Raw genomic sequence first — 20,142 nt, 5'->3', positions numbered from 1 at the left:
GGAGCAGAGCATGGAACTGGAAAACGTATTTCGTGATGTTAAGTTGAGTAAGACAGAAATAACCGTTTTGCGCTTCATTCAGGATGACCCCGAGCAATGCATTCGCGAGGGCATCCGAACCGTAGCGGAACGCTGCTACAGCAATCCCTCCTCGCTGGTCAGGTTAGCGAAGAAGCTCAAGTTCAGCGGTTGGCTGGAGCTGGTCTATTTCATCAAGTTTAATATCACAATGCCGAAGCTTGACGTCACTAACGATGTTAATTTTATGAATATCCAGCCGGCCGAAAATCTGACTCCGTTATTAAACCGCCTGCGTCACGATCGCATTCTTATTCATGGCAGCGGCTTCTCTCAACTTATTGCACAATATATTTATAATAAATTCCTGGTGATTGGCGTGAATGCCAGTCTGGCGCTGTGGCCGGACTATGAAATACTCGAACAAGAAACAGCAGCAAAATTTGACTCTATCTGGCTGGTGTCTAAATCAGGGCGCAGCAGCTCGGCACTGAACTGGGTAAAGGCGCTGGCAGGCAAAAATACCGACCTTGTCTGCTTTACCGGTGACTATCAGAGCCCGCTGGCGCAGGCTGCGGACACCGCCGTCATCATCCATGACCCGCAAAAATTTGATGATGATATTTACTGGAGCAATCCTTTCTTTGGCTACTGCATCCTGGGTTTCGAACATCTGCTGAAGCTGTGGTTTATGCAAAATCCTTCCGGGGCGCCAGCCGACGCCCCGGGAACGATTATTTCCAGTCGCTGAAATGCGCTTCGCTGAGGTATTCGGTAACCAGTTCTTTCGCCAGCGACCAGGAGCCAACCAGCGGGTGCGCCATTAATGCACGGATCGCCAGTGACTTATCTTTCTGCATAATGGCGGCCACGGCCAGGCGCTCGTATTCTTTCACGCAGGAAATCATATTTTTCTGAGCATCCGGTACGTGAACAGGCGTAACAGGCTTCAACCCCTCTTTACTGAGGTCACAGCTGATCTCAATAACATCGTCCGGGCGCAGGAAATCCAGTGTTCCGTTGTTTTGCAGTGAAACGACGATGCGTTTAGTGGTGGGGCTGTTGACGGCTTCGAGAATATCCAGCGCCACCCCGGCGTAACCGCCGGTATCCGGCTCTTCGATAAACTGCTGCAGCGTGAGCGGCTCACGGGTGTTGAATTTTTCCTGCTGCGACTCACTCTGCATATAGCTATTTTCACGACGCAGGTAGTGTTTCATCCAGATATCAAATGCCGCTTCCGGATCCTTTTTCGCATCAACGCGCCGGAGTTCTTCACGCATTTCATGGTTGATCCGCGCGATCGTCTCACCGCGCGTTTCCGGCGCGTCCTGAATCGCCTTCAGAGCCACTTCGCGATAATAGTAGTAATAGAGATATTCGTTCAGCAATTGTTTGTCGCAAAGCTGAACCAGCTCCGGCGAAAAGTACTGCATCGCCGTTTTGCTGTACAGTTCCGGGTTGCTCACCAGCTTGTCAGTCACATCCTCGCCTTTTACAGTGAAGTGAGTGAACCATGAGAAGTGATTCAGACCGTAGCATTCTACTTTCAGATCCGACTCGTCGCAGCCGAGGATACTCGGAAGCTCGCGAATCAGTTCTGAAGGCGCGTCGCAGATGCCGTAAACCCGGCGTTTAAATCCGGATTTAATAATGGCTTCGGTTACCAGCCCGGAGGGGTTCGTAAAGTTAAACAGAATGGCATCCGGCGCAGCATGTTCTTCAATCAGACGGCAGTAATTGAGAATGGCAGGAATTGAGCGCATCGCCATGGCAAAACCGCCCGCTCCCGTCGTCTCCTGCCCCAGCGTATTATGGTTCAGCGCAATACGCTCATCACGCACGCGGCTTTCATCGCCGCCGACGCGCAGAGTGGTGATGACATAATTGGTGTCCTTTAATGCGGATACCGGGTCTGTCGTCAGGCTAAAATGAATATCAGGGCGAATAGCGGCAAATACATAGCGGGCGATTTCACCAAAATTTTTCAGGTTCTCTTCCGAGTTGTCGAGAAATACAACTTCTTGTAAACCAATACGATGCGCATTATATGCCAGTGATTTCGCCAGGAATGCGGAACGAACGCCGCCCCCGCCTAATACGGTCAATTTCATAACAACTCCTGATTAATTATTTGCCAGCCAGTTATCTACCCGGGCTCGGACCTGCCCAACTTTCACACCGTAAATAACCTGAACTTCATTTTGATTACGCACGACACCATTGGCTCCGGTACTTTTTAATAAAGCCTCATCAATATGTTCGGGATGATGGAGCGCGACGCGTAACCGGGTAAAACAGTTATCAACAGATATAATGTTTTCTTTACCGCCTAATCCTCTAATAATCTCATCGGTAACGGCCTGACCTGCATTGGCCTTTTTGTTGCGGTAATCTTCTTTGCTGTAGAGCTTCACTTCACCGTCATCTTCGCGACCCGGCGTTTTCAGGTTCAGTTTGATGACCAGGGTACGGAATATCACATAGTAAGCGGCGAATTGTCCGATACCAATCAAGACGTACACCGGCCAGCGAGTTAGGGCTACCGGCAGCGGAAGGTTATAAACCAGGAACTCAATGAGGCCGGAAGCTCCCCACGGGCGTACGGTAAGCAGGTCGCAGAGCGCCTGGGAGGCCGCAGTCAGCGTGGAGTGAATCAGCCACAGCAGCGGTGAAATAAATAAGAATGTAAACTCAATGGGCTCCGTAATTCCGGTCAGGATCGAGGTAATAATCGCCGGCAGCAGAATTGCCTTCGCCATCATTTTCTTCTCAGGACTGGCGGTATGATAGAACGCCAGCGCCGCGCCGGAGAGGCCAAAGATAGTGGTCATGCCCTGCTGTGAAAAACGCAGTGCTTCATTCATTATCGGCGTAAGATCCGGATGGCGCATATAAGCCAGGAAGATGGCCTGAGTACCGGAAACCGTCTGCCCGTCAACGCTCAGGCTTCCGCCAATCTGGGTTAACTGGAACGGCGACCAGACGAAGTGGTGCAGGCCCGTCAGGATCAGGAATTTTTCAAAGAAGCCGTAAACGAAAACACCGGCGACCCCGGCATTTTTCATAAAACCGGTTAAGGCGGCAATACCGTGGGTCATGATCGGCCAGAACCAGGTAAAGGCAATGGCATATAAGATAATTACCGGCGTCATGACAATTAAGGTGAGTTTTGCCCCACCATACATAGACAGTGCGCCGGGCAGTTCTATTTCAGAGACTTTATTGTGTACCCAGGCAATGGTGCAGCCAAGAATAATCCCTAAAAACATTCCCATATCGACAACCACAAAACCCAATATTTGTGTTTGCCCGGTGCCGTAATATTCGCCGTTTACTTTCTCAGCAATGGTGTGAGTGTATTCCAGCCAGGAGTGGTTCGCACCTAAAAACATGATAAAACACATGACGGCAACCAGCGCGACCTCGGTTTTTTTATCCTTCGCCAGGCCATAACTGATGCCAACGCAAAAAAGCAGGCCCAGGTTGCCAAACAATGGCCAGAAGGTATCGCCAAGGAGTTGACCGACCTGGTGTAAGAAACTGGTTTCAGAAATAAGCGTCGGATTGGTTAATACTGAACTTAATGCCAGAATTAATCCAATAACCGGCAAGAACAAGACAGCCCCGATCATTGCTCTGGAGAATCTTTGCATATCCGCCAGAATACGTTGACGTATTACAGACATGGCTATTCCTTTATATAGGGTATTTGTAATTATTAGATAAGTGCTTCCAACGATAGTGTTATAACAACTCCGTTGAGGGATGGAAACCTGTTGCGAAAAATAGGCACAAATTATCGATAAATGAATACCTGTTTCGTTTTGCATGCCTATAGAAGACGGGAAGGGTCTGCTGACGGCTCTCTTCCCGGGCTATCAGCACGTGGTAAAAATAATGAAAAAAGAGGGATGTCACGGTTGCATCCTAAATACTCCCTCAATCCATGACGCTCCGGCCCTGTGCAGAAGCTCATTTTCCTGATGTTAGTTTGAGATGTTTTTAGTGCTGTACTTTTATCGCTTTATCTGCTGCGCGAATAGCCAACGTTTTATTCTTAAACATTATTTGCAGAACCAGCAGGAATCCGAATACCGGCAGCAATGCATTTAATACCGGGATATCATACCGGTTGCGCCCTTAATGGGCATCGCGCCAACAATAGGCAATTGCCCCCATTGAGGCACTCAGTCTGAACATCCCCATTTACATACAAAAACTGAATGTTTATAAATAATCATATCCGCCGGAACAATAAATTAGACTTCACCACCACAGTCCTGCCGTGTCGCTTTTATAGGAGAACTACCCGAAAAGAATTATTATTTAAGCACCATTGACGCGCATCAATAGTCTTCCCTGAGGAGTAAGCAAAAATCCTCTCCTGACCTAATACCGGAGAGTGATTGTGGGAGAACAAAATAAAACAACAGAAGACGAGAATTTTCTACGTCTTTCGCGCCGGGATGCCCTTAAGTCAGGGTCATTACTTCTGACCTTGCCCTTCGTCTCAGTAAGTGCCGGTGCAGCTTCTGCTTCAGAAAAACCAGAGAAATCCAACACTGTCCCCGCAGAAAAAGTGATTGCGACGTGCAGCACTTTCGATTGCGGGGGCAAATGCGATATCCGTGCACATGTCTCAGAGGGGATAGTAACCCGAATTACTACCCGCCCTGATAATGAACTAGATCCTGAGATGCCGATTATGCGGGCCTGCGTGCGTGGGCGTGGATACCGGAAGTTCGTCTATCACCCTGATCGTCTTAAATATCCGATGAAGCGCGTGGGTAAGCGTGGTGAAGGAAAATTCCAGCGGATTTCATGGGATGAAGCAACAACGCTGATTGCGGATAATCTGAAGCGCATTACGGCCAAGTATGGCCCTGAGTCGCGTTTTATGCATAACAATACCGCGACAAGCGGCGGCGCGTTTTCCGGTGACGGAATGATGAAACGCCTGCTGAATATAACCGGAGGGTATCTCTCTTACTATCACTCCGTCAGTTTGGGCAATACCGTTGCGGCAACACCGTATACATATGGTGCAGCGGCAAGTGGTAACTCTCTTGATACCCTGAAAGAGACTAAACTGGTTATTCTGTGGGGGCATAATCCTACTGAAAGTATATTCGGCCATACCAACCACTATTTTCAGCAGATGAAGCAAAACGGCACACGTTTTGTCGTGGTGGACCCGCGCTATTCGGATACGGCCTCCTCACTTGCTGACGAGTGGATCCCTCTTTTACCCACGACCGACAATGCGCTGATGGACGCAATGATGTACGTCATCATCAGCGAAAACCTCCACGATAAAGCGTTCATTACCCGCTACACGCTCGGATTTGATGAAGCGTCGATGCCTGAAGGCGTTCCGGAAAATGAGTCGTTGGTCGCCTATCTGATGGGACAGAAAGATGGCGTGGTCAAGACGCCCGAATGGGCGGAAAAAATAACCCACGTCCCCGCACAGACAATTCGCCAGTTAGCCAGGGATTATGCGACGACCAAACCCGCTGCGCTTATTCAGGGCTGGGGGCCACAGCGGCATAACTGTGGGGAACGTTCAGCCCGCGGCTCTACGATTTTGGCGACGATCACCGGTAATGTGGGAATTATGGGCGGGTGGGCAGCCGGCTACGGCGGATGCGCAAACCGTAAATTTACCACGGGAACGGAAACCCTGGATAATCCAGTGAAAGAAAAGATTTCCATCATGAACTGGGTTCAGGCGGCGGATGATGCCAGCAAAGTGACTCAGGAAGATGGCCTGGTCGGTGCGGAAAAACTGAAAAGTAATATTCGTATCCTTTTCTCACTGGCGGGTAACTACCTTGCCAACCAAAATCCGGATGTCAATCAAGCGGCTAAAGTGCTTGAAGATGAGTCGAAAATCGAGTTTATCGTCGTCAGCGACCTGTATATGACGCCAAGTGCCCGCTATGCCGACGTGCTCCTGCCTGAAACCAGCTTTATGGAGCGCTGGAACATCGGTGAAACCTGGGGGACGGGAAGTTATCTGGTACTGTCTGAAAAAGTGATTGAGCCGGAATTCGAACGCCGGAGCGACTATGAATGGCAGCGTGAAGTGGCCGCGAAACTCGGGGTGGAAGCCGAGTTTAGCCAGGGGCGTGACGAGAAGCAGTGGATTGAGCATATCTGGGAAAAAACGCGTCAGGCGATGCCTGATGAGAAACTGCCAACTTTCGAAGAGTTGCAGGTCAAACGTCGCCATCTGTTCAAAAGCGCTCCCTGGATCGCCTTTGAAGAAAACATCCGCGACCCGCAAAATCATCCTTTCCCTACGCCTTCCGGAAAAATAGAGATCTTCTCAAAACGGCTCTATGACATGCAACATCCGGAAATTCCGGCGCTGTCGCACTATGTGCCGGCGCACGAAGGGCCGGAAGATCCTCTGGCGAAACAATATCCGTTACAGCTGATCACCTGGAAAGGGAAAAATCGCGCAAACTCGACGCAGTATGCCAACCCCTGGCTGCAGGAGGTTCAGACGCAAAAATTGTGGATAAACCCACTGGATGCGCAACCGCGGGGCATTCAACAGGGCGATAAGGTCCGAATCCATAACGAGCGCGGAGTCAGCCTTGTGGATGCTGAAGTCACTCAGCGCATAATGCCTGGCGTGGTGGCCATGCAGGCCGGGGCATGGTGGCAACCTGATGCGCAAGGCGTGGACCATGGCGGGTGCGCCAACGTACTGAGCTCGTCGAGAATAACTGCTCTGGCGAAAGGTAATTCACATCAAACCATGCTGGTGGAGGTAGGGAAGCATGAATCAGTTTAAGGATTATGCCCCGGTAAGTGATAAACAGCTGGGCTTTTTTATCGATTCGTCACGTTGCTCCGGGTGCAAAGCCTGCCAGGTGGCCTGTAAAGATAAAAATAATCTCGAAGTGGGTCGCCGCTTTCGCCGGGTGTACGAAGTGAAAGGCGGCGGCTTCATGCCAACCGGACAGGGGGGAATGCAGAACAACGTGTTCGCATATACCCTGTCAATTTCCTGTAACCACTGTGCAGACCCCATCTGTACCAAAAATTGCCCGACGACGGCAATGCATAAAAGACCCGGCGACGGCATCGTCAGAGTAAACACGGACAAATGCGTTGGCTGCGGCTATTGTGCATGGTCCTGCCCTTACGGCGCGCCACAGCTGAATGAGCAAACCGGACAAATGTCCAAATGCGATTTTTGTGTTGATCTTCAGGCGCAGGGAGAGCAACCCATATGCGTGGCGACGTGTCCGCTTGGTGCCATTCAGTTTGGCCCTATTGATGAATTGCGTAAGAAGTTCGGCGCCCTTTGCGATGTCAACGGGCTGCCAGATTCTGCGATCACGCGGCCTAATCTGGTGATCAAAGCGCATCAGGGAGCGGAAAAAAAGGAGAAACGCAATGCATGAATGGCCGCTGTTGATTTTTACGCTCCTTTTGCAGGGCGCGGTAGGGCTTACGTTGTTTCTTTCGCTGAAACCGTGCTGCGGAAATGTTTCTGATGGGGAGCAAAAACGGCTGCTTTTGCCGGTATTTTCAGCCTGTGTCATGGCTGGCTGCGGGTTGCTGGCATCAGTATTCCATCTTGGGTATCCGCTTAACGCTTTCAATGCGCTGCGGCATATCAGCAGTTCGTGGCTGAGCCGTGAAATCGTTTTTGCCAGTCTGTTTCTTGCTGCGGCGGGGATAAGCCTGCTGGCATTGCTGTTTAAGCGTAGACTGTGGAAAGGTTTTATTCCGTTAGCGCTGCTGCTGGGCCTGATAGATGTTTTCTGCATGAGTGAGATCTACATCCATACCTCAGTGGCGACATGGATGCATTTTAATACTCTGGTGATGTTCTATGGCTCGGTGGGAATTATCGGTGCGGTGATGGCCAGTTTACTGCTATCGCCATCCAATGCCAGAATGTCGCGCCTGATGGTGGTGATAATCGTTGGTGTCGTGCTGGTTCGCTTGCTGACGCAGATCCCCTACATGACCTGGCTCTCTGAGGCCGGACTCAACGATGCCCTGACGTTTCCGCACAACCCTCTGGCAGCATTCCACGCCACGAGTTATGTACGTCTGACCGGCTGGGTTCTGTCTGTTGTCGGGGCCTGCGCTTTTGTTGGCGGGGTATTCCGCGCCCGTAAGGGATCGCTTTTCCTGGGCGGGGCAATGTTGGTAGTGGCGGAAGTTTTGCTGCGATTTGCCTTTTTTAGCATCAGCTAATGATTCGCTTCTCTTTGCCAGACTCCCCACCTGCCCGGGTGGGTGAGTCTTGTCTCTACCACAAATTTCGGCGCGCTTCCTGTCGCGCCTGTGTTGATGTTTGCCCTGTCGGAGCCCTGACGGTAACCCCCCAGGGCATTTCACTGACTGATGAGCAATGCCTTCACTGCGGAAATTGTTTATATGTATGCCCCGGAAAAGCATTGGTGAACCTGAAACCGCCGGTGCGATATTTTCGGGATCAGTGCCTGGTGGAGCCCTTTACGCTACTGCCCCCCACACTCAACGAACTCTTACTGTGGCATACGAAACAGCATATCCGGGGGGTGGCGATCGAACTCGATGATTTTCCGCAGTGGGGATTATCCATCGCAGCACTGAATCTTAAGTTGCGTGAATTTGGGGAACATGGCTGGCAGATTTATCCACCGCAAAGTAATGGATTAAATATCAGCCGGCGTAACCTGCTCCATGTACGCGACGCCTCAGCCTGCTCTGCGGCGATGGATCCTGATGATTCATGGAATATTTTCCCCGAGTTCAGCACTCACACACCACAGTTAGATACCGCAGATTGTGTTTTATGTGCGGCATGTGTACGGGTGTGCCCGCAAAAAGCCTTGTTACTTGGGGGTGAAAGCCTGAGCGTTATAACCAATGCTTGCAATGGTTGTAATGCATGCAAGGCGGTATGCCCAGCCGATGCCATCACCATTACGCCTGAGGCGCGTAAAGCAGAGGAAATTGTTTACCCTCTGCACAATACACAGTGTAAGACATGCTCCCGGACATTTCTTTCATGGGATGAGCACACCGCGCAATGTCTGGTATGTCGCCAGCACGGTTACGGAATGCGATAGCGCAAGGATTTCAGTGGATAGAGGTAAACGACCAGGCATGACTCTAGCGGTTTAGTAGGGTGTCGTCGCCTCCGGCTTTCCATTATTATCTTGCAGAGTAAAACTCGCTCCATAAAAACGCACAGCTGGTTTTGTATGGTTCTTTAGTTTGTTTTCTGAAGTAAGATAAATATCAAAGGTATATATCTTCCCTGCGTCAAACTTGTAATCGAACGTTGGTACGCAATCACCAGTCGTGATTTTTTCGTTTAGATCATATTTGCTTAATCTATTTTTATCATTACCAATTTCATTGATAGCCATACTTTTTCAAGAATCAGTAATCGGCGATTATGCTTGCCTGTTGCTCCAATGGTTCGAGTGTTTCCATACTTGCTAAATTCGAGAGTAATTAGCAGCGTCCCAGAAATAGTTTTCTCAGTTCTCAATAATCCCCCACCCTGACTGGTGGGGGACTAACAGGAAAATGAATCAATCAGTAGTCAGAGTTAATCAATACTTTTTCGCCTAATGAGCCGTTGCGAGGCATCGGTTGGTTAGAGGAATTCAGTGCACGCATCACACGAATAGGTTCTGCGCCAGCTTCACGGGCATCCTTAATGTCACCGTCAGAATCCCCATAATAATATTTGATGTTCCGATCACGGATATATTGTATTTTCGCCCCTTTGTCTTCTCCGGCAAAAATAACTTTATTCAGCTTTTCCTGCGGAATGGAGAAATCTTTTCCCAACAGCTCAGTCACAGTCTCTTTTCCGCTTGTAGGTTTCGGGCGGCCGGTAATAAACCAAATACGGTCTCCGCGATCCATATGCAGCTTAATCAATGCAGATGCAGATTTTTTGGGAACGGAAAAACTATCCCAACCGTTACTAAGTTGATCCCAGAACTCACTTTTCTTCAGAAAGTCATTACTCTCAGGCGATAACGCTCGCTGACCATGGATAAATGCAGGGGTAGAATAGTAGATGGTGTCATCAATATCAAAACCGATATCCATCGGCGGTTTATTCTTTAACTCCTCTGCAATTTGTTCTATTGAAATGAGATGAATCGGATATTGTTTGGTCATCTGTTGCAACGTTGCACCGATGCTGGCAACAGGTGAAGTCGGATTAGCACAAAAAGCTGGCGCAGTGAAAATAAGAGCGCTAATTAATGCCGCAGAGCGAGCCATTTTATATTTATACATGGATATTTTCCCTCAAACAGGTTAACAATCAGAATAGATTAAATGCATAATCGATCTGGAATTCAACAGAATGGTTAACAGCACGCTTTGGCCTACCATCATCAGTCAGAATTGGTCGATTTTTTTTACTTTGATAATTCCATGAAGGACCTCCGGACAACTGGAAACTTAAATTATTTTCCCATGAGGGTTTCCATCTGGAGAAGAAAATAGTCTCACCACGCTCAATTGATCGGGAGTGGTATTTCATCCCCCAACCAATGGCGCTCTGTAAACCGATGTTAACTTCTGGTGATATTTTATATTCCGTCGTCCACGCTACTGATTTTTCATTATTACCGACGTAGTCATTACCCCATGCATCAGCCATGGAATTAAATCTACCACGACTATTTTTCGCCATATGTCGCTCAAAATATCCAAGGTGATCATCTGAAGAATTAGCCTTCGTCCAGGATGCACCCAACTTATTTTTCCATTTATTCTGTTTCCAGTCCAGGTAAAATGCAGCGTGCCATGCATCATTATTGAATGGACGATAATCAGAACTCATCGCTTTGAAATCTTTGAGACCATGGTTCATATATAACATTGTAAGTACCCGGCCCTGATTCTTAGCTAAAGACTGAGGTTGCCAGCCTACTTCTACGCCATGCCGTTGCATATAGTTATGACTTTCGCCATAGAAATAGAGCACGCTGTAATCTTTTTGTTTATAGCTGAGTTCTCCGGTGGCTAAGTAGCTTATATTTTTCTTACGATCGGCAGTCTGGAAATGAACCTGATCAGGGGAACCACGATCGCTGTATCGGTCAACCCATGCGCCCCGAAAAGCGACTCGTCCAAGTTCGCTATCCATCCTCCAACCTTGATAGGTACTGGGTATCGCACGACTCGAATTCGTCAACGCCCCCCATTTATTGATAATCTGCCAACCAGAATATAGCCTGAAATAACTATCTTCACCGTCAAATTTCAATTTAGCATATAGCTGGCCAAATTTATGAAACCCCTTCGCTTTTCCATTATCATTATATAAGATACTACGTCCAGCGAATTCATCACTCGCCGCCAATTTAAAAACCTGGTAATACGATGTATCAAAACCGATGACATCAGCTAAATACCCAGAACGGAAATCTAATGTTACCCCCTGCCCCCAGGCAGTTTGTACTGACCTTTCGCCATAGTCAGAAGTGTTAAGGTTTTTGAATTGATTTCTTAATGAAATATCTGCACTACTGTCAGTTATAATTTTATTTACACTATTTGATATTCCACCCCTCGATTCCTCAGCTGCATATGTCGGTGAAATTGATGCAGACATTAATAAAAATATAGCCAGAGGCTTATTTGAAAAACAGTAATTTAACATATCGACAATCCCTTGTATTGCTTATTCATTACTAAAGCCGAGTAAGGGCCCAACATTTAACATGTTGAGACATAATGATTACACATTATTATTTGATTGCTTTGTAAGCTTTAGAAAAACAAGCCAACAATCGTCGCATTGAGGAAACTGACCAACGTTGCCCCATATAATAATTTTAAGCCAAAACGAGCAGCACTGTTACCCTGATCATTATTCAGAGCCTTAATCGCACCAACGATAATTCCGATAGATGAGAAGTTAGCAAACGATACCAGGAATACCGAAAGAACAGCCATAGTACGAACGGAGAATTCAGCTGCCATATTTTGCAGGCTCAGCATCGCTACAAATTCATTACTCACAATCTTGGTTGCCATCAGGCTACCTGCATCCACGGCTTCATACCATGGAACCCCAACCAGATAGGCCATTGGAGCAAACAGATATCCCAGAAGAGCCTGAAATGAGATACCGAATATAGCGGTAAATATAGCGTTCATCATCGTGATTAACGCAATAAAACCAATTAACATAGCCCCAACAATGAGCGCTACCTTAAAACCATCTAAAATATACTCACTTAACATTTCGAAGAAGCTCTGATGGCCTTTGGATACAGTGAGAATATCCTCGTTGGGTTCGACCTTATAAGGATTAAGTACCGATGCAATTATAAATCCGCCAAACAGGTTAAGCACCAGAGCGGTTACTACATAGCGAGGTTCCAGCATTGCCATATAAGCACCGACAATAGCCATTGATACAGTCGACATCGCAGATGTACACAGTGTATAGAGACGATGCTGAGGAAGAAGCCCCAGTTGTTGCTTAACTGAAATAAAGACTTCTGATTGACCTAGTACTGCAGAGGCAACCGCATTATAAGACTCAAGACGCCCCATGCCATTAATCTTACTTAGTCCCAGTCCGATGTAACGAATAAGGAAGCCCAGTATCTTCAGGTGTTGAAGGATACCAATAAGAGCGGAAATAAAAACTATAGGTAAGAGCACGCCAATAAAGAAAGAGAGCTCACCTTTGTTTTGCAAACCGCCAAAGACAAAGTTAACGCCTTCACTCGCATAGGCCATTAAATTGGCAAACACGCCAGCAATAACAGCTATCACTTGGTTACCCGCGCTTGTTTTTAACAACAAACCGGCAAAAATGAACTGACAGATTAGCATCACAACCAATGGCCGATAACGGATAGCTCCTCGGTTATTACTGGCCAGGACCGCGAGAACGAAAATCACTAAAAAACTCGTAAAACCAATAAGATACTTCATCTTTTTCCCTAACAATCTTCAGCTTCAGCTGACGGATTCCTGAAGATGTCCGTTAGATACATCTGAATCATCAACATAATCAATGTTAGAACTATAACAACAATGAATATCTTTAAAGTGACAAAGATCACAACAGTGCAAACAGATAGCGCCAAAAAGTCACCATTCTAACATTTTATGTTAGAATGGTAATATTCACACAAGTAATGAATCCTTAACGACCGCAATCAAGATGTGAACGCTAAGGAAGCCGCTGAGGCCTCCTATATCACCGGGCACTGGACATGCGCCAGTTGCGGCTGTGAGTTACTCCTGCGTAAAGGCGAAGTGGGAAGCCCTTGTGTAGTCCCTCCAGAATTTAGTCTTATTGTAGTCCCTCAGATATTGAGAAGTTTCATATAGCTACAAAAAAACCGGATCGTAGGTCACACCTAGCCCGGTTCTTATGATAAATCAAAAAGTTAGTATGGGGTAGTCGCTTCTAGTTTACCGTTGTTGTTCTGCAAGATGAAACTGACAACATAGAAACGAGCATATGGTTCAGCACCTTGTTTCTTTTTGCTAGGAGACTCAAGTGTTGTAGTGAAATGGTAAATGATCCCTGGTTCAAATTTATAACCAAAATCTGAAACACACTGGTCACTTTTGATAGGCGCATTTAGATTGTTTTTAGAGAATCTATTCTTATCACTACCGGCTTCTTCAATATAGACGGATGCTACAATCTCATCGCTTTCTGGCTGAACCAAAACACATACATTGTTATTAATGGTAGTGATAGAAGCATTTAGACGAGGAGGTTGCCTGTTGTCATACATAAGCCCACAACCGGTAATAGAAAAGCTTAATGCACTAATCAATAAAGTCCTTTTCATTCGATTACCCTCGTTGCTTGAGGAACTGGGATAAAGTGTACTCATATTTCTTAATCATATCTTTATCAGTTACCCCTTGGAAACGTACTCCAGACCCAATGGCATCTAACCATTCTTTATGCCCAAAGGTTTTTAGGAACCAATAGTCTGCAATGATTGAAGCCTGTTGTTCCATCCCATAATCTTTCAATACCTTTTTACCGTCGAGACGGTAACGGTAATCAACAAGCCGACTAAAAAGCCCTCTGGTTCTAACCCACATACCTTTTTGATGTTGCCAAACGTGAGCCATTTCGTGGATATAGTCATGTTGATCAACACGGGGAGCTGTTGAAAAGTCGGTGAAATATCTTTCTTTCCTGTACCACAACTCACCATTCGGAGCCATTGCGTAATTAGATGGCTGCTGTCCGAAAGGAAAATATGAATCACAATGCACAACTACACGTCTGTAATCGATAGAATTGCCGTATACAGACCGGGCTAACGCTACCTCACCAATTGTGAGTGGTCGTTGTGTTCCCTCTTTGTGCTCCTGTCCCATCAAGAAATCGCCTAGTCCTATGGAAACGATGATAAGAGCGTTTTTTAGTCAGCAAAGCAATAAGATGATACTTAAACATGTTTAACCATTATCGTCTTGATGGTATGCCCAAGCCGTTACTCACAACAAATGCGACAGGTGCGGGCGTAGTTCAATGGGTAGTTATTGTTGTACCTCAGAATGAGGTTGATGATAACTAGCTGATAAATATAATTTTATAATTATCAGTAGAAAAGAGAGAAGTCTGGAGCGGGCGAAGGGAATCGAACCCTCGTATAGAGCTTGGGAAGCTCTCGTTCTACCATTGAACTACGCCCGCATCGGGAAGCTGCCAACCATTATAATCACTTCTTGCCCGTCGGCAAGCGAAGAGACGCACTAACCGCATAGAATTTAGGCAGTTAAACCTTTATGCACAAAGAAAAGCCCCGCCGTTTACGGCGGGGCTTCTGCGCGTATAAATACCAGCCGCTTTGCTTATTTCACCGGGCGCATCGCCGGGAACAGAATCACGTCGCGGATGGTGTGGCTGTTAGTGAACAGCATCATCATACGGTCGATACCGATGCCCAGGCCCGCGGTCGGCGGCAGGCCGTGCTCCAGCGCAACCACGTAGTCTTCGTCGTAGAACATGGCTTCGTCGTCGCCGGCATCTTTGGCTTTCACCTGATCCAGGAAACGCTCGGCCTGATCTTCCGCATCATTCAGCTCGGAGAAACCGTTACCAATTTCACGGCCGCCGATGAAAAATTCAAAACGATCGGTAATGAACGGATTGTCATCGTTGCGGCGCGCCAGCGGGGAAACTTCCGCCGGGTACTCGGTGATGAAGGTCGGCTGAATCAGCTGGCTTTCGGCAGTCTCTTCGAAAATCTCGCACTGCACGCGGCCCAGCCCCCAGCTTTTCTCGATCTTGATGCCCAGAGATTCGGCAATCTTGCACGCCTTCTCCATATCATCCAAATCAGCCAGGTTGATGTCCGGACGGTAGTGACCAATCGCTTCTTTCATGGTCATCTTGGTGAACGGTTTGCCGAAGTCAAAGGTTTGATCGCCGTACTGCACCACGGTATTGCCCAGCACGTCACGGCTGATGGTGCGGAACAAATCTTCCGTCAGCTCGATCAGGTCTTTGTAATCTGAGTACGCCATGTAGAGTTCCATCATGGTGAACTCCGGGTTATGACGCGGAGAAACCCCTTCGTTACGGAAGTTACGGTTGATTTCGAACACGCGTTCGAAGCCACCCACCACCAGACGCTTCAGGTACAGCTCCGGCGCAATACGCAGATACATATCGATATCCAGCGCATTGTGATGCGTAACGAACGGACGCGCGGAAGCGCCGCCCGGGATCACCTGCATCATCGGGGTTTCAACTTCCATAAAGCCTCTGCCCACCATGAAGCTGCGGATGGCGGCGAGGATTTTAGAACGGGTGCGGAACGTTTCACGCGACTCTTCGTTGGCGATCAGGTCCAGATAACGCTGACGATAGCGGGTTTCCTGATCGGACAGGCCATGGAATTTATCCGGCAACGGACGCAGGGCCTTGGTCAGCAGACGGATCTCGGTGCAGTGGATCGACAGCTCGCCGGTCTGGGTGCGGAACAGCTTGCCGCGCGCGGCGATGATGTCGCCCAGGTCCCATTTTTTGAACTGCTCGTTATAGACGCCGTCCGTCAGATCGTCACGGGCGACGTACAGCTGAATGCGGCCGCCCATATCCTGCAAAGTCACGAAAGAGGCTTTACCCATAATGCGACGGGTCATCATACGGCCGGCCACGGAAACGGTGACGTTCAGGTCTTCCAGTTCCTTGTTGTCCTTTTCACCGTACAGGCTATGCAACTTGTCCGAAGTAGCATCACGGCGGAAATCGTTCGGAAACGCGATTCCCTCCTTACGCAGCGCCACCAGTTTTTCGCGGCGGGTTTGCATTTCGTTATTAAGATCCAGTGCCTGTTCGGCACCCTGTGACTGTTGTTCAGACATATTGTTTCCTCATAACCCGGCTTTCAAGCTTGCCTCAATGAACTTATCCAGGTCGCCATCTAACACGGCCTGTGTATTGCGCGTTTCAACCCCGGTGCGCAAATCTTTGATGCGGGCGTCGTCCAGCACATAAGAACGGATCTGGCTGCCCCAGCCAATGTCGGACTTGTTATCCTCCATCGCCTGTTTTTCGGCATTTTTCTTCTGCATTTCATATTCGTACAGCTTGGCTTTCAGCTGACGCATTGCCTGATCTTTGTTCTTGTGCTGGGAACGATCGTTCTGACACTGGGTCACGATATTCGTCGGAAGGTGGGTGATACGCACCGCGGATTCCGTACGGTTAACGTGCTGCCCGCCGGCGCCGGAGGCGCGGTATACGTCGATGCGCAGATCGGCAGGGTTGATTTCGATATCGATATCATCGTCCACTTCCGGGTACACGAACGCGGAACTGAACGAGGTGTGGCGACGACCGCCGGAGTCGAACGGACTCTTGCGCACCAGACGGTGCACGCCGGTTTCGGTACGCAGCCAACCATAAGCGTAGTCGCCGGCAATCCGGATCGTGGCGGATTTCAGCCCCGCAACTTCGCCTTCTGATTCTTCAATAACTTCGGTCTTGAAGCCTTTGCTTTCCGCCCAGCGCAGGTACATACGCAGCAGCATGCTGGCCCAGTCCTGCGCCTCAGTGCCGCCGGAACCGGCCTGAATGTCGAGATAACAGTCAGCGCTGTCATACTCGCCGGAGAACATACGGCGGAACTCCAGCTGGCCCAGCTTCTCTTCCAGGACGTCCAGTTCAGCCACTGCCTCGTTGAACGTTTCTTCGTCGTCAGCTTCAACGGCAAGCTCAAGCAGACCGGAAACATCTTCCAGCCCCTGCGTCATTTGGTTGATGGTATCTACGATGGCTTCCAGGGAAGAGCGCTCTTTACCCAGCGCCTGAGCGCGTTCCGGCTCATTCCACACGTCGGGCTGTTCCAGCTCGGCGTTTACTTCTTCGAGACGTTCCTGTTTGGCATCATAGTCAAAGATACCCCCTCAGAACCTCTGTCCGCTCAGACAGGTCCTGAATTCGGTTTTTTACCGGATTAATTTCAAACATGTTTTCAGAGTTCTTTCGTTAGTGGTGATTGGATACGTTATGCAGCAAAGCATGCAATTCTAGCGGATTACACCTACAGAATATAGCAACTGCGGGGCGAAAGGCATCAAATGGCGCCAACTCAGGAGGATCCGATCCTCCTTTACCATACGCCGATTTGCGCCCGCCCGCTCACGACGGCCAAAGATGCTGAATCAGCAGCTGTACACTCCGGTTGCCGCGGAACTCATTGATGTCCAGTTTATAGGCCAGTTCGACCTGCCGTACGCTGTTATCCGGCCATTGGGTGGTATCAATGTTAAAAGCAATACCGTCCAGCATCGGCCCGCCGCCCAGCGGTTCCAGCATCAGTTTCAGATGGCGCTCCCCGACCAGGCGCTGCTGCAATATTTTAAACTTGCCGTCGAAGGTCGGCTCCGGGAAGGATTGCCCCCAGGGACCGCCATCACGCAGCACTTCAGCGACGTTCAGCGTCAGTTCCTGCGCGGTCAGTTCGCCGTCAGACCAAATCACGCCTTCCAGTTGGGAAGCATCCAGCCATTCGCCGACCAGTTCGGCAAAGCGCGCGCGGAATTCATCGAAACGCGTCTCTTCCAGCGACAGCCCGGCCGCCATGGCGTGACCGCCGAACTTCAGCATCAGGCCGGGATGCAGCGTGTCCAACCGGTCCAGCGCATCACGCATATGCAACCCCTGCACCGAACGGCCGGAGCCTTTCAGTATGCCGTCGCCGGCGGGTGCGAATGCGATTACCGGGCGGTAAAAACGTTCCTTGATGCGCGAGGCCAGAATGCCGACCACGCCCTGATGCCACTCCGGATGGTAAATCGCCAGCCCGTAAGGCATCTGCGCGGAAGTCCGCTCCAGCTCGTCGCAAATCTGCAGCGCCTCGACCTGCATGCCCTGCTCGATCTCGCGCCGCGCGGCGTTCAGGCTGTCGAGATCGTTCGCCAACGCACGCGCCTGCGCCATATCGTCGCACAGCAGCAGAGCCACGCCGATAGACATGTCGTCCAGCCGCCCCGCCGCATTCAGCCGCGGCCCCAGGGCGAAGCCCAGATCGTTAGCCACCAGCTGACGCGCATCGCGCTTCGCTACTTCCAGAAGGGCACGGATCCCCGGCCGGCATTTCCCGGCCCGGATACGGTTCAGCCCCTGATGCACCAGAATGCGGTTGTTGCCGTCCAGCGCCACGACGTCAGCCACCGTGCCCAGCGCCACCAAATCCAGCAGTTCGGCCAGGTTAGGCACCGCCAGCGCCCGCTGCTCAAACCAACCGCTGTCACGCAGGTGCGTGCGCAATGCCAGCATCAGGTAGAATGCGACGCCGACGCCGGCCAGCGACTTGGACGGAAACGGGCAGTCTGCCAGGTTAGGATTCACCATCGCATCCGCTGCCGGCAAAACATCGCCCGGCAGGTGGTGATCGGTAACCAGCACGCGGATACCGCGCTGGTGCGCAGCCTCCACGCCGGCGAAGGAGGAAATGCCGTTATCCACGGTCATGATAAGCTCCGCCCCCATCGCTGCGGCCTGTTCGACCACCTCCGGGCTGAGGCCGTATCCGTCTTCAAAGCGGTTGGGCACCAGATACTGCACGTTGCCGCCGCCCATGCTGCGCAGGGCCAGAACGGAAAGCGCGGTGCTGGTCGCGCCGTCGGCGTCGAAATCCCCGACGATGACGATGCGCTGTTGTTCTTGCAGCGCCTGATGCAGCAGGGAAACCGCCTGGTCGATGCCGTTAAGCTGCTGATAGGGAAGCAGGCCGCGCACGCCGCGCTCCAGTTCGGCGACGGAACGCACGCCGCGGCTGGCGTACAGGCGCCGTAATAACGGATGAAGGTCGTCGGGCAGTGCGGAGCAATCCGCCGCCTCACGGCGGCGAAGATGAGTAGAAACAATCAACGTCGTTAACCACCCGACGCTTTAAGTAACTGGGACTGGGCATCGAGCATCGCCAGCATCTCCTTCGGCCCCTGATAGCCCGGAATCACCATGCCGTTGCTCAACACCAGCGCGGGCGTCCCCTGAATGCCGAACTGAACGCCCAGTTCGTAATGCTTTTTGATATCCGACTTACAGGTCGCCGGCGAAATGCTGTCGCCTTTCATCGCGGCGTCCATCGCCTTGTTGCGCTCGGCCACGCACCAGATCGACTGCATGTCCTTCTCCGCCTGCGAGCTCAGCCCCTGGCGTGGGAAGGCCAGATAACGCACGGTGATCCCAAGGTCGTTATACTCTTTCATCTGCGAATGCAGCTTGTGGCAGTAGCCGCAGGTGATATCGGTGAAAACGGTGATGGCGTATTTCTCTTTCGGCGCTTTATAGACGATCATCTCCGGTTCCAGCTTCTCCAGACGCTGGTTCAGCAGTTGATTCGTCACGTTGACCGGCATTTTGCCGCTGACGTCATACATCGGCCCCTGCAGAATATGCGTGCCGTCGCTGGTGACGTACAACACGCCGTTATCGGTAAATACCGTCTGAAGCCCTGCTACGGGAGAAGGCTTAATCTCCGCCTTATTGATACCCAACCCTTTCAGTGCCTGCATGATGCTTGCATCATCGGCATGGGCGGCGCCGGTGATTGTTGCCGCCAAAAGAGAGAGTACAAACAAACCTTTTTTCATCCGATTCTTCCTTTCCGTTCCACGGCC

17 protein-coding genes, 1 tRNA gene and 1 pseudogene are annotated in these 20,142 nt (G+C 50.0%); 6 read left to right on the top strand and 13 right to left on the bottom strand.

What is annotated here, in order from left to right; genetic code table 11:
• The first annotated feature begins 10 nt into the window (after nt 1–10).
• Complete coding sequence (locus tag C8D90_RS07110) at nt 11–769, top strand: MurR/RpiR family transcriptional regulator (protein ID WP_115457724.1); 759 nt, start codon at nt 11–13, stop codon at nt 767–769.
• Here C8D90_RS07110 and C8D90_RS07105 read toward each other — a convergent pair.
• Together C8D90_RS07105 and C8D90_RS07100 are read right to left on the bottom strand one after the other, a co-directional pair.
• Nucleotides 753–2,132 (bottom strand): family 4 glycosyl hydrolase, encoded by a 1,380-nt coding sequence (locus C8D90_RS07105; protein ID WP_115457723.1) that lies wholly within the window; start codon nt 2,130–2,132, stop codon nt 753–755. The two genes, C8D90_RS07110 and C8D90_RS07105, sit on opposite strands and share 17 nt — an antisense overlap.
• Before the next feature lie 12 nt (nt 2,133–2,144).
• Entirely contained in the window at nt 2,145–3,707 is a 1,563-nt protein-coding gene (locus C8D90_RS07100) for a PTS transporter subunit EIIC (RefSeq protein WP_115457722.1), read from the bottom strand.
• A gap of 722 nt (nt 3,708–4,429) precedes the next feature.
• Between C8D90_RS07100 and C8D90_RS07095 the strand changes: the two genes are divergently transcribed.
• The 5 genes and pseudogenes from C8D90_RS07095 to C8D90_RS07080 all read left to right on the top strand — a co-directional run bounded on the left by C8D90_RS07095 (nt 4,430) and on the right by C8D90_RS07080 (nt 9,107).
• Complete coding sequence (locus C8D90_RS07095; protein WP_162844372.1) at nt 4,430–6,826, top strand: DMSO/selenate family reductase complex A subunit; 2,397 nt, start codon at nt 4,430–4,432, stop codon at nt 6,824–6,826.
• Nucleotides 6,813–7,442, top strand: a complete 630-nt coding sequence (locus tag C8D90_RS07090) for a DMSO/selenate family reductase complex B subunit (RefSeq protein ID WP_115457720.1) — start codon at nt 6,813–6,815, stop codon at nt 7,440–7,442. The genes C8D90_RS07095 and C8D90_RS07090 overlap by 14 nt, the downstream gene beginning before the upstream one ends.
• Nucleotides 7,435–8,247 (top strand): dimethyl sulfoxide reductase anchor subunit family protein, encoded by an 813-nt coding sequence (locus C8D90_RS07085; protein WP_115457719.1) that lies wholly within the window; start codon nt 7,435–7,437, stop codon nt 8,245–8,247. The genes C8D90_RS07090 and C8D90_RS07085 overlap by 8 nt, the downstream gene beginning before the upstream one ends.
• A pseudogene (locus C8D90_RS22480) lies at nt 8,247–8,438 on the top strand (4Fe-4S dicluster domain-containing protein); the annotation flags it as partial. The gene C8D90_RS07085 and the pseudogene C8D90_RS22480, both read left to right, overlap by 1 nt.
• 15 nt (nt 8,439–8,453) lie before the next feature.
• Nucleotides 8,454–9,107 (top strand): 4Fe-4S binding protein, encoded by a 654-nt coding sequence (locus tag C8D90_RS07080; RefSeq protein ID WP_230472966.1) that lies wholly within the window; start codon nt 8,454–8,456, stop codon nt 9,105–9,107.
• Between the two features lie 51 nt (nt 9,108–9,158).
• On the opposite strand, the gene C8D90_RS07075 is transcribed toward C8D90_RS07080, so the two are convergent.
• The 11 genes from C8D90_RS07075 to dsbC form a co-directional block, all read right to left on the bottom strand.
• Nucleotides 9,159–9,410, bottom strand: a complete 252-nt coding sequence (locus C8D90_RS07075) for a putative T6SS immunity periplasmic lipoprotein (protein ID WP_115457717.1) — start codon at nt 9,408–9,410, stop codon at nt 9,159–9,161.
• A gap of 172 nt (nt 9,411–9,582) precedes the next feature.
• Entirely contained in the window at nt 9,583–10,299 is a 717-nt protein-coding gene (aphA, locus tag C8D90_RS07070) for an acid phosphatase AphA (RefSeq protein WP_115457716.1), read from the bottom strand.
• A gap of 28 nt (nt 10,300–10,327) precedes the next feature.
• Nucleotides 10,328–11,674 (bottom strand): OprD family outer membrane porin, encoded by a 1,347-nt coding sequence (locus C8D90_RS07065; protein WP_230472965.1) that lies wholly within the window; start codon nt 11,672–11,674, stop codon nt 10,328–10,330.
• Nucleotides 11,675–11,784: 110 nt separating this feature from the next.
• Nucleotides 11,785–12,963, bottom strand: coding sequence for a NupC/NupG family nucleoside CNT transporter (locus tag C8D90_RS07060; protein ID WP_115457810.1), 1,179 nt, complete (start codon nt 12,961–12,963; stop codon nt 11,785–11,787).
• 461 nt (nt 12,964–13,424) lie between these two features.
• Nucleotides 13,425–13,838, bottom strand: a complete 414-nt coding sequence (locus C8D90_RS21950) for a putative T6SS immunity periplasmic lipoprotein (RefSeq protein WP_147291338.1) — start codon at nt 13,836–13,838, stop codon at nt 13,425–13,427.
• Nucleotides 13,839–13,842: 4 nt separating this feature from the next.
• Nucleotides 13,843–14,382, bottom strand: a complete 540-nt coding sequence (locus tag C8D90_RS07050; protein ID WP_115457714.1) for a type IV secretion protein Rhs — start codon at nt 14,380–14,382, stop codon at nt 13,843–13,845.
• Between the two features lie 245 nt (nt 14,383–14,627).
• Nucleotides 14,628–14,701, bottom strand: a tRNA-Gly gene (locus tag C8D90_RS07045).
• Between the two features lie 158 nt (nt 14,702–14,859).
• Nucleotides 14,860–16,377, bottom strand: a complete 1,518-nt coding sequence (lysS, locus tag C8D90_RS07040; RefSeq protein ID WP_115457713.1) for a lysine--tRNA ligase — start codon at nt 16,375–16,377, stop codon at nt 14,860–14,862.
• Nucleotides 16,378–16,386: 9 nt separating this feature from the next.
• A protein-coding gene (gene prfB / locus C8D90_RS07035) for a peptide chain release factor 2 (protein WP_115457712.1) occupies nt 16,387–17,485 on the bottom strand; the annotation gives its coding sequence in 2 pieces (ribosomal slippage) (nt 16,387–17,409 and nt 17,411–17,485; 1,098 coding nt in all).
• A gap of 171 nt (nt 17,486–17,656) precedes the next feature.
• The gene (gene recJ / locus C8D90_RS07030) at nt 17,657–19,390 is read right to left on the bottom strand and encodes a single-stranded-DNA-specific exonuclease RecJ (RefSeq protein WP_115457711.1); all 1,734 of its coding nucleotides are present in this window, start codon (nt 19,388–19,390) and stop codon (nt 17,657–17,659) included.
• 5 nt (nt 19,391–19,395) lie between these two features.
• The gene (dsbC, locus tag C8D90_RS07025; RefSeq protein ID WP_115457710.1) at nt 19,396–20,115 is read right to left on the bottom strand and encodes a bifunctional protein-disulfide isomerase/oxidoreductase DsbC; all 720 of its coding nucleotides are present in this window, start codon (nt 20,113–20,115) and stop codon (nt 19,396–19,398) included.
• Nucleotides 20,116–20,142 lie beyond the last annotated feature (27 nt).

This window comes from Enterobacillus tribolii (assembly GCF_003363015.1).
Taxonomy (GTDB): Bacteria; Pseudomonadota; Gammaproteobacteria; order Enterobacterales; family Enterobacteriaceae; genus Enterobacillus; species Enterobacillus tribolii.
This window is presented reverse-complemented; position numbering and strand designations above follow the sequence as displayed.

Bases quoted from the DNA above. Each gene is read 5' to 3' on its own strand.
- lysS (WP_115457713.1), bottom strand. From the start codon at position 16,377: ATGTCTGAACAACAGTCACAGGGTGCCGAACAGGCACTGGATCTTAAT.
- C8D90_RS07085 (WP_115457719.1), top strand. From the start codon at position 7,435: ATGCATGAATGGCCGCTGTTGATTTTTACGCTCCTTTTGCAGGGCGCG.
- C8D90_RS07050 (WP_115457714.1), bottom strand. From the start codon at position 14,382: ATGGGACAGGAGCACAAAGAGGGAACACAACGACCACTCACAATTGGT.
- dsbC (WP_115457710.1), bottom strand. From the start codon at position 20,115: ATGAAAAAAGGTTTGTTTGTACTCTCTCTTTTGGCGGCAACAATCACC.
- C8D90_RS07075 (WP_115457717.1), bottom strand. From the start codon at position 9,410: ATGGCTATCAATGAAATTGGTAATGATAAAAATAGATTAAGCAAATAT.
- C8D90_RS07110 (WP_115457724.1), top strand. From the start codon at position 11: ATGGAACTGGAAAACGTATTTCGTGATGTTAAGTTGAGTAAGACAGAA.
- C8D90_RS07060 (WP_115457810.1), bottom strand. From the start codon at position 12,963: ATGAAGTATCTTATTGGTTTTACGAGTTTTTTAGTGATTTTCGTTCTC.
- C8D90_RS07100 (WP_115457722.1), bottom strand. From the start codon at position 3,707: ATGTCTGTAATACGTCAACGTATTCTGGCGGATATGCAAAGATTCTCC.
- C8D90_RS07065 (WP_230472965.1), bottom strand. From the start codon at position 11,674: ATGTTAAATTACTGTTTTTCAAATAAGCCTCTGGCTATATTTTTATTA.
- C8D90_RS21950 (WP_147291338.1), bottom strand. From the start codon at position 13,838: ATGAAAAGGACTTTATTGATTAGTGCATTAAGCTTTTCTATTACCGGT.
- C8D90_RS07105 (WP_115457723.1), bottom strand. From the start codon at position 2,132: ATGAAATTGACCGTATTAGGCGGGGGCGGCGTTCGTTCCGCATTCCTG.
- aphA (WP_115457716.1), bottom strand. From the start codon at position 10,299: ATGTATAAATATAAAATGGCTCGCTCTGCGGCATTAATTAGCGCTCTT.
- C8D90_RS07090 (WP_115457720.1), top strand. From the start codon at position 6,813: ATGAATCAGTTTAAGGATTATGCCCCGGTAAGTGATAAACAGCTGGGC.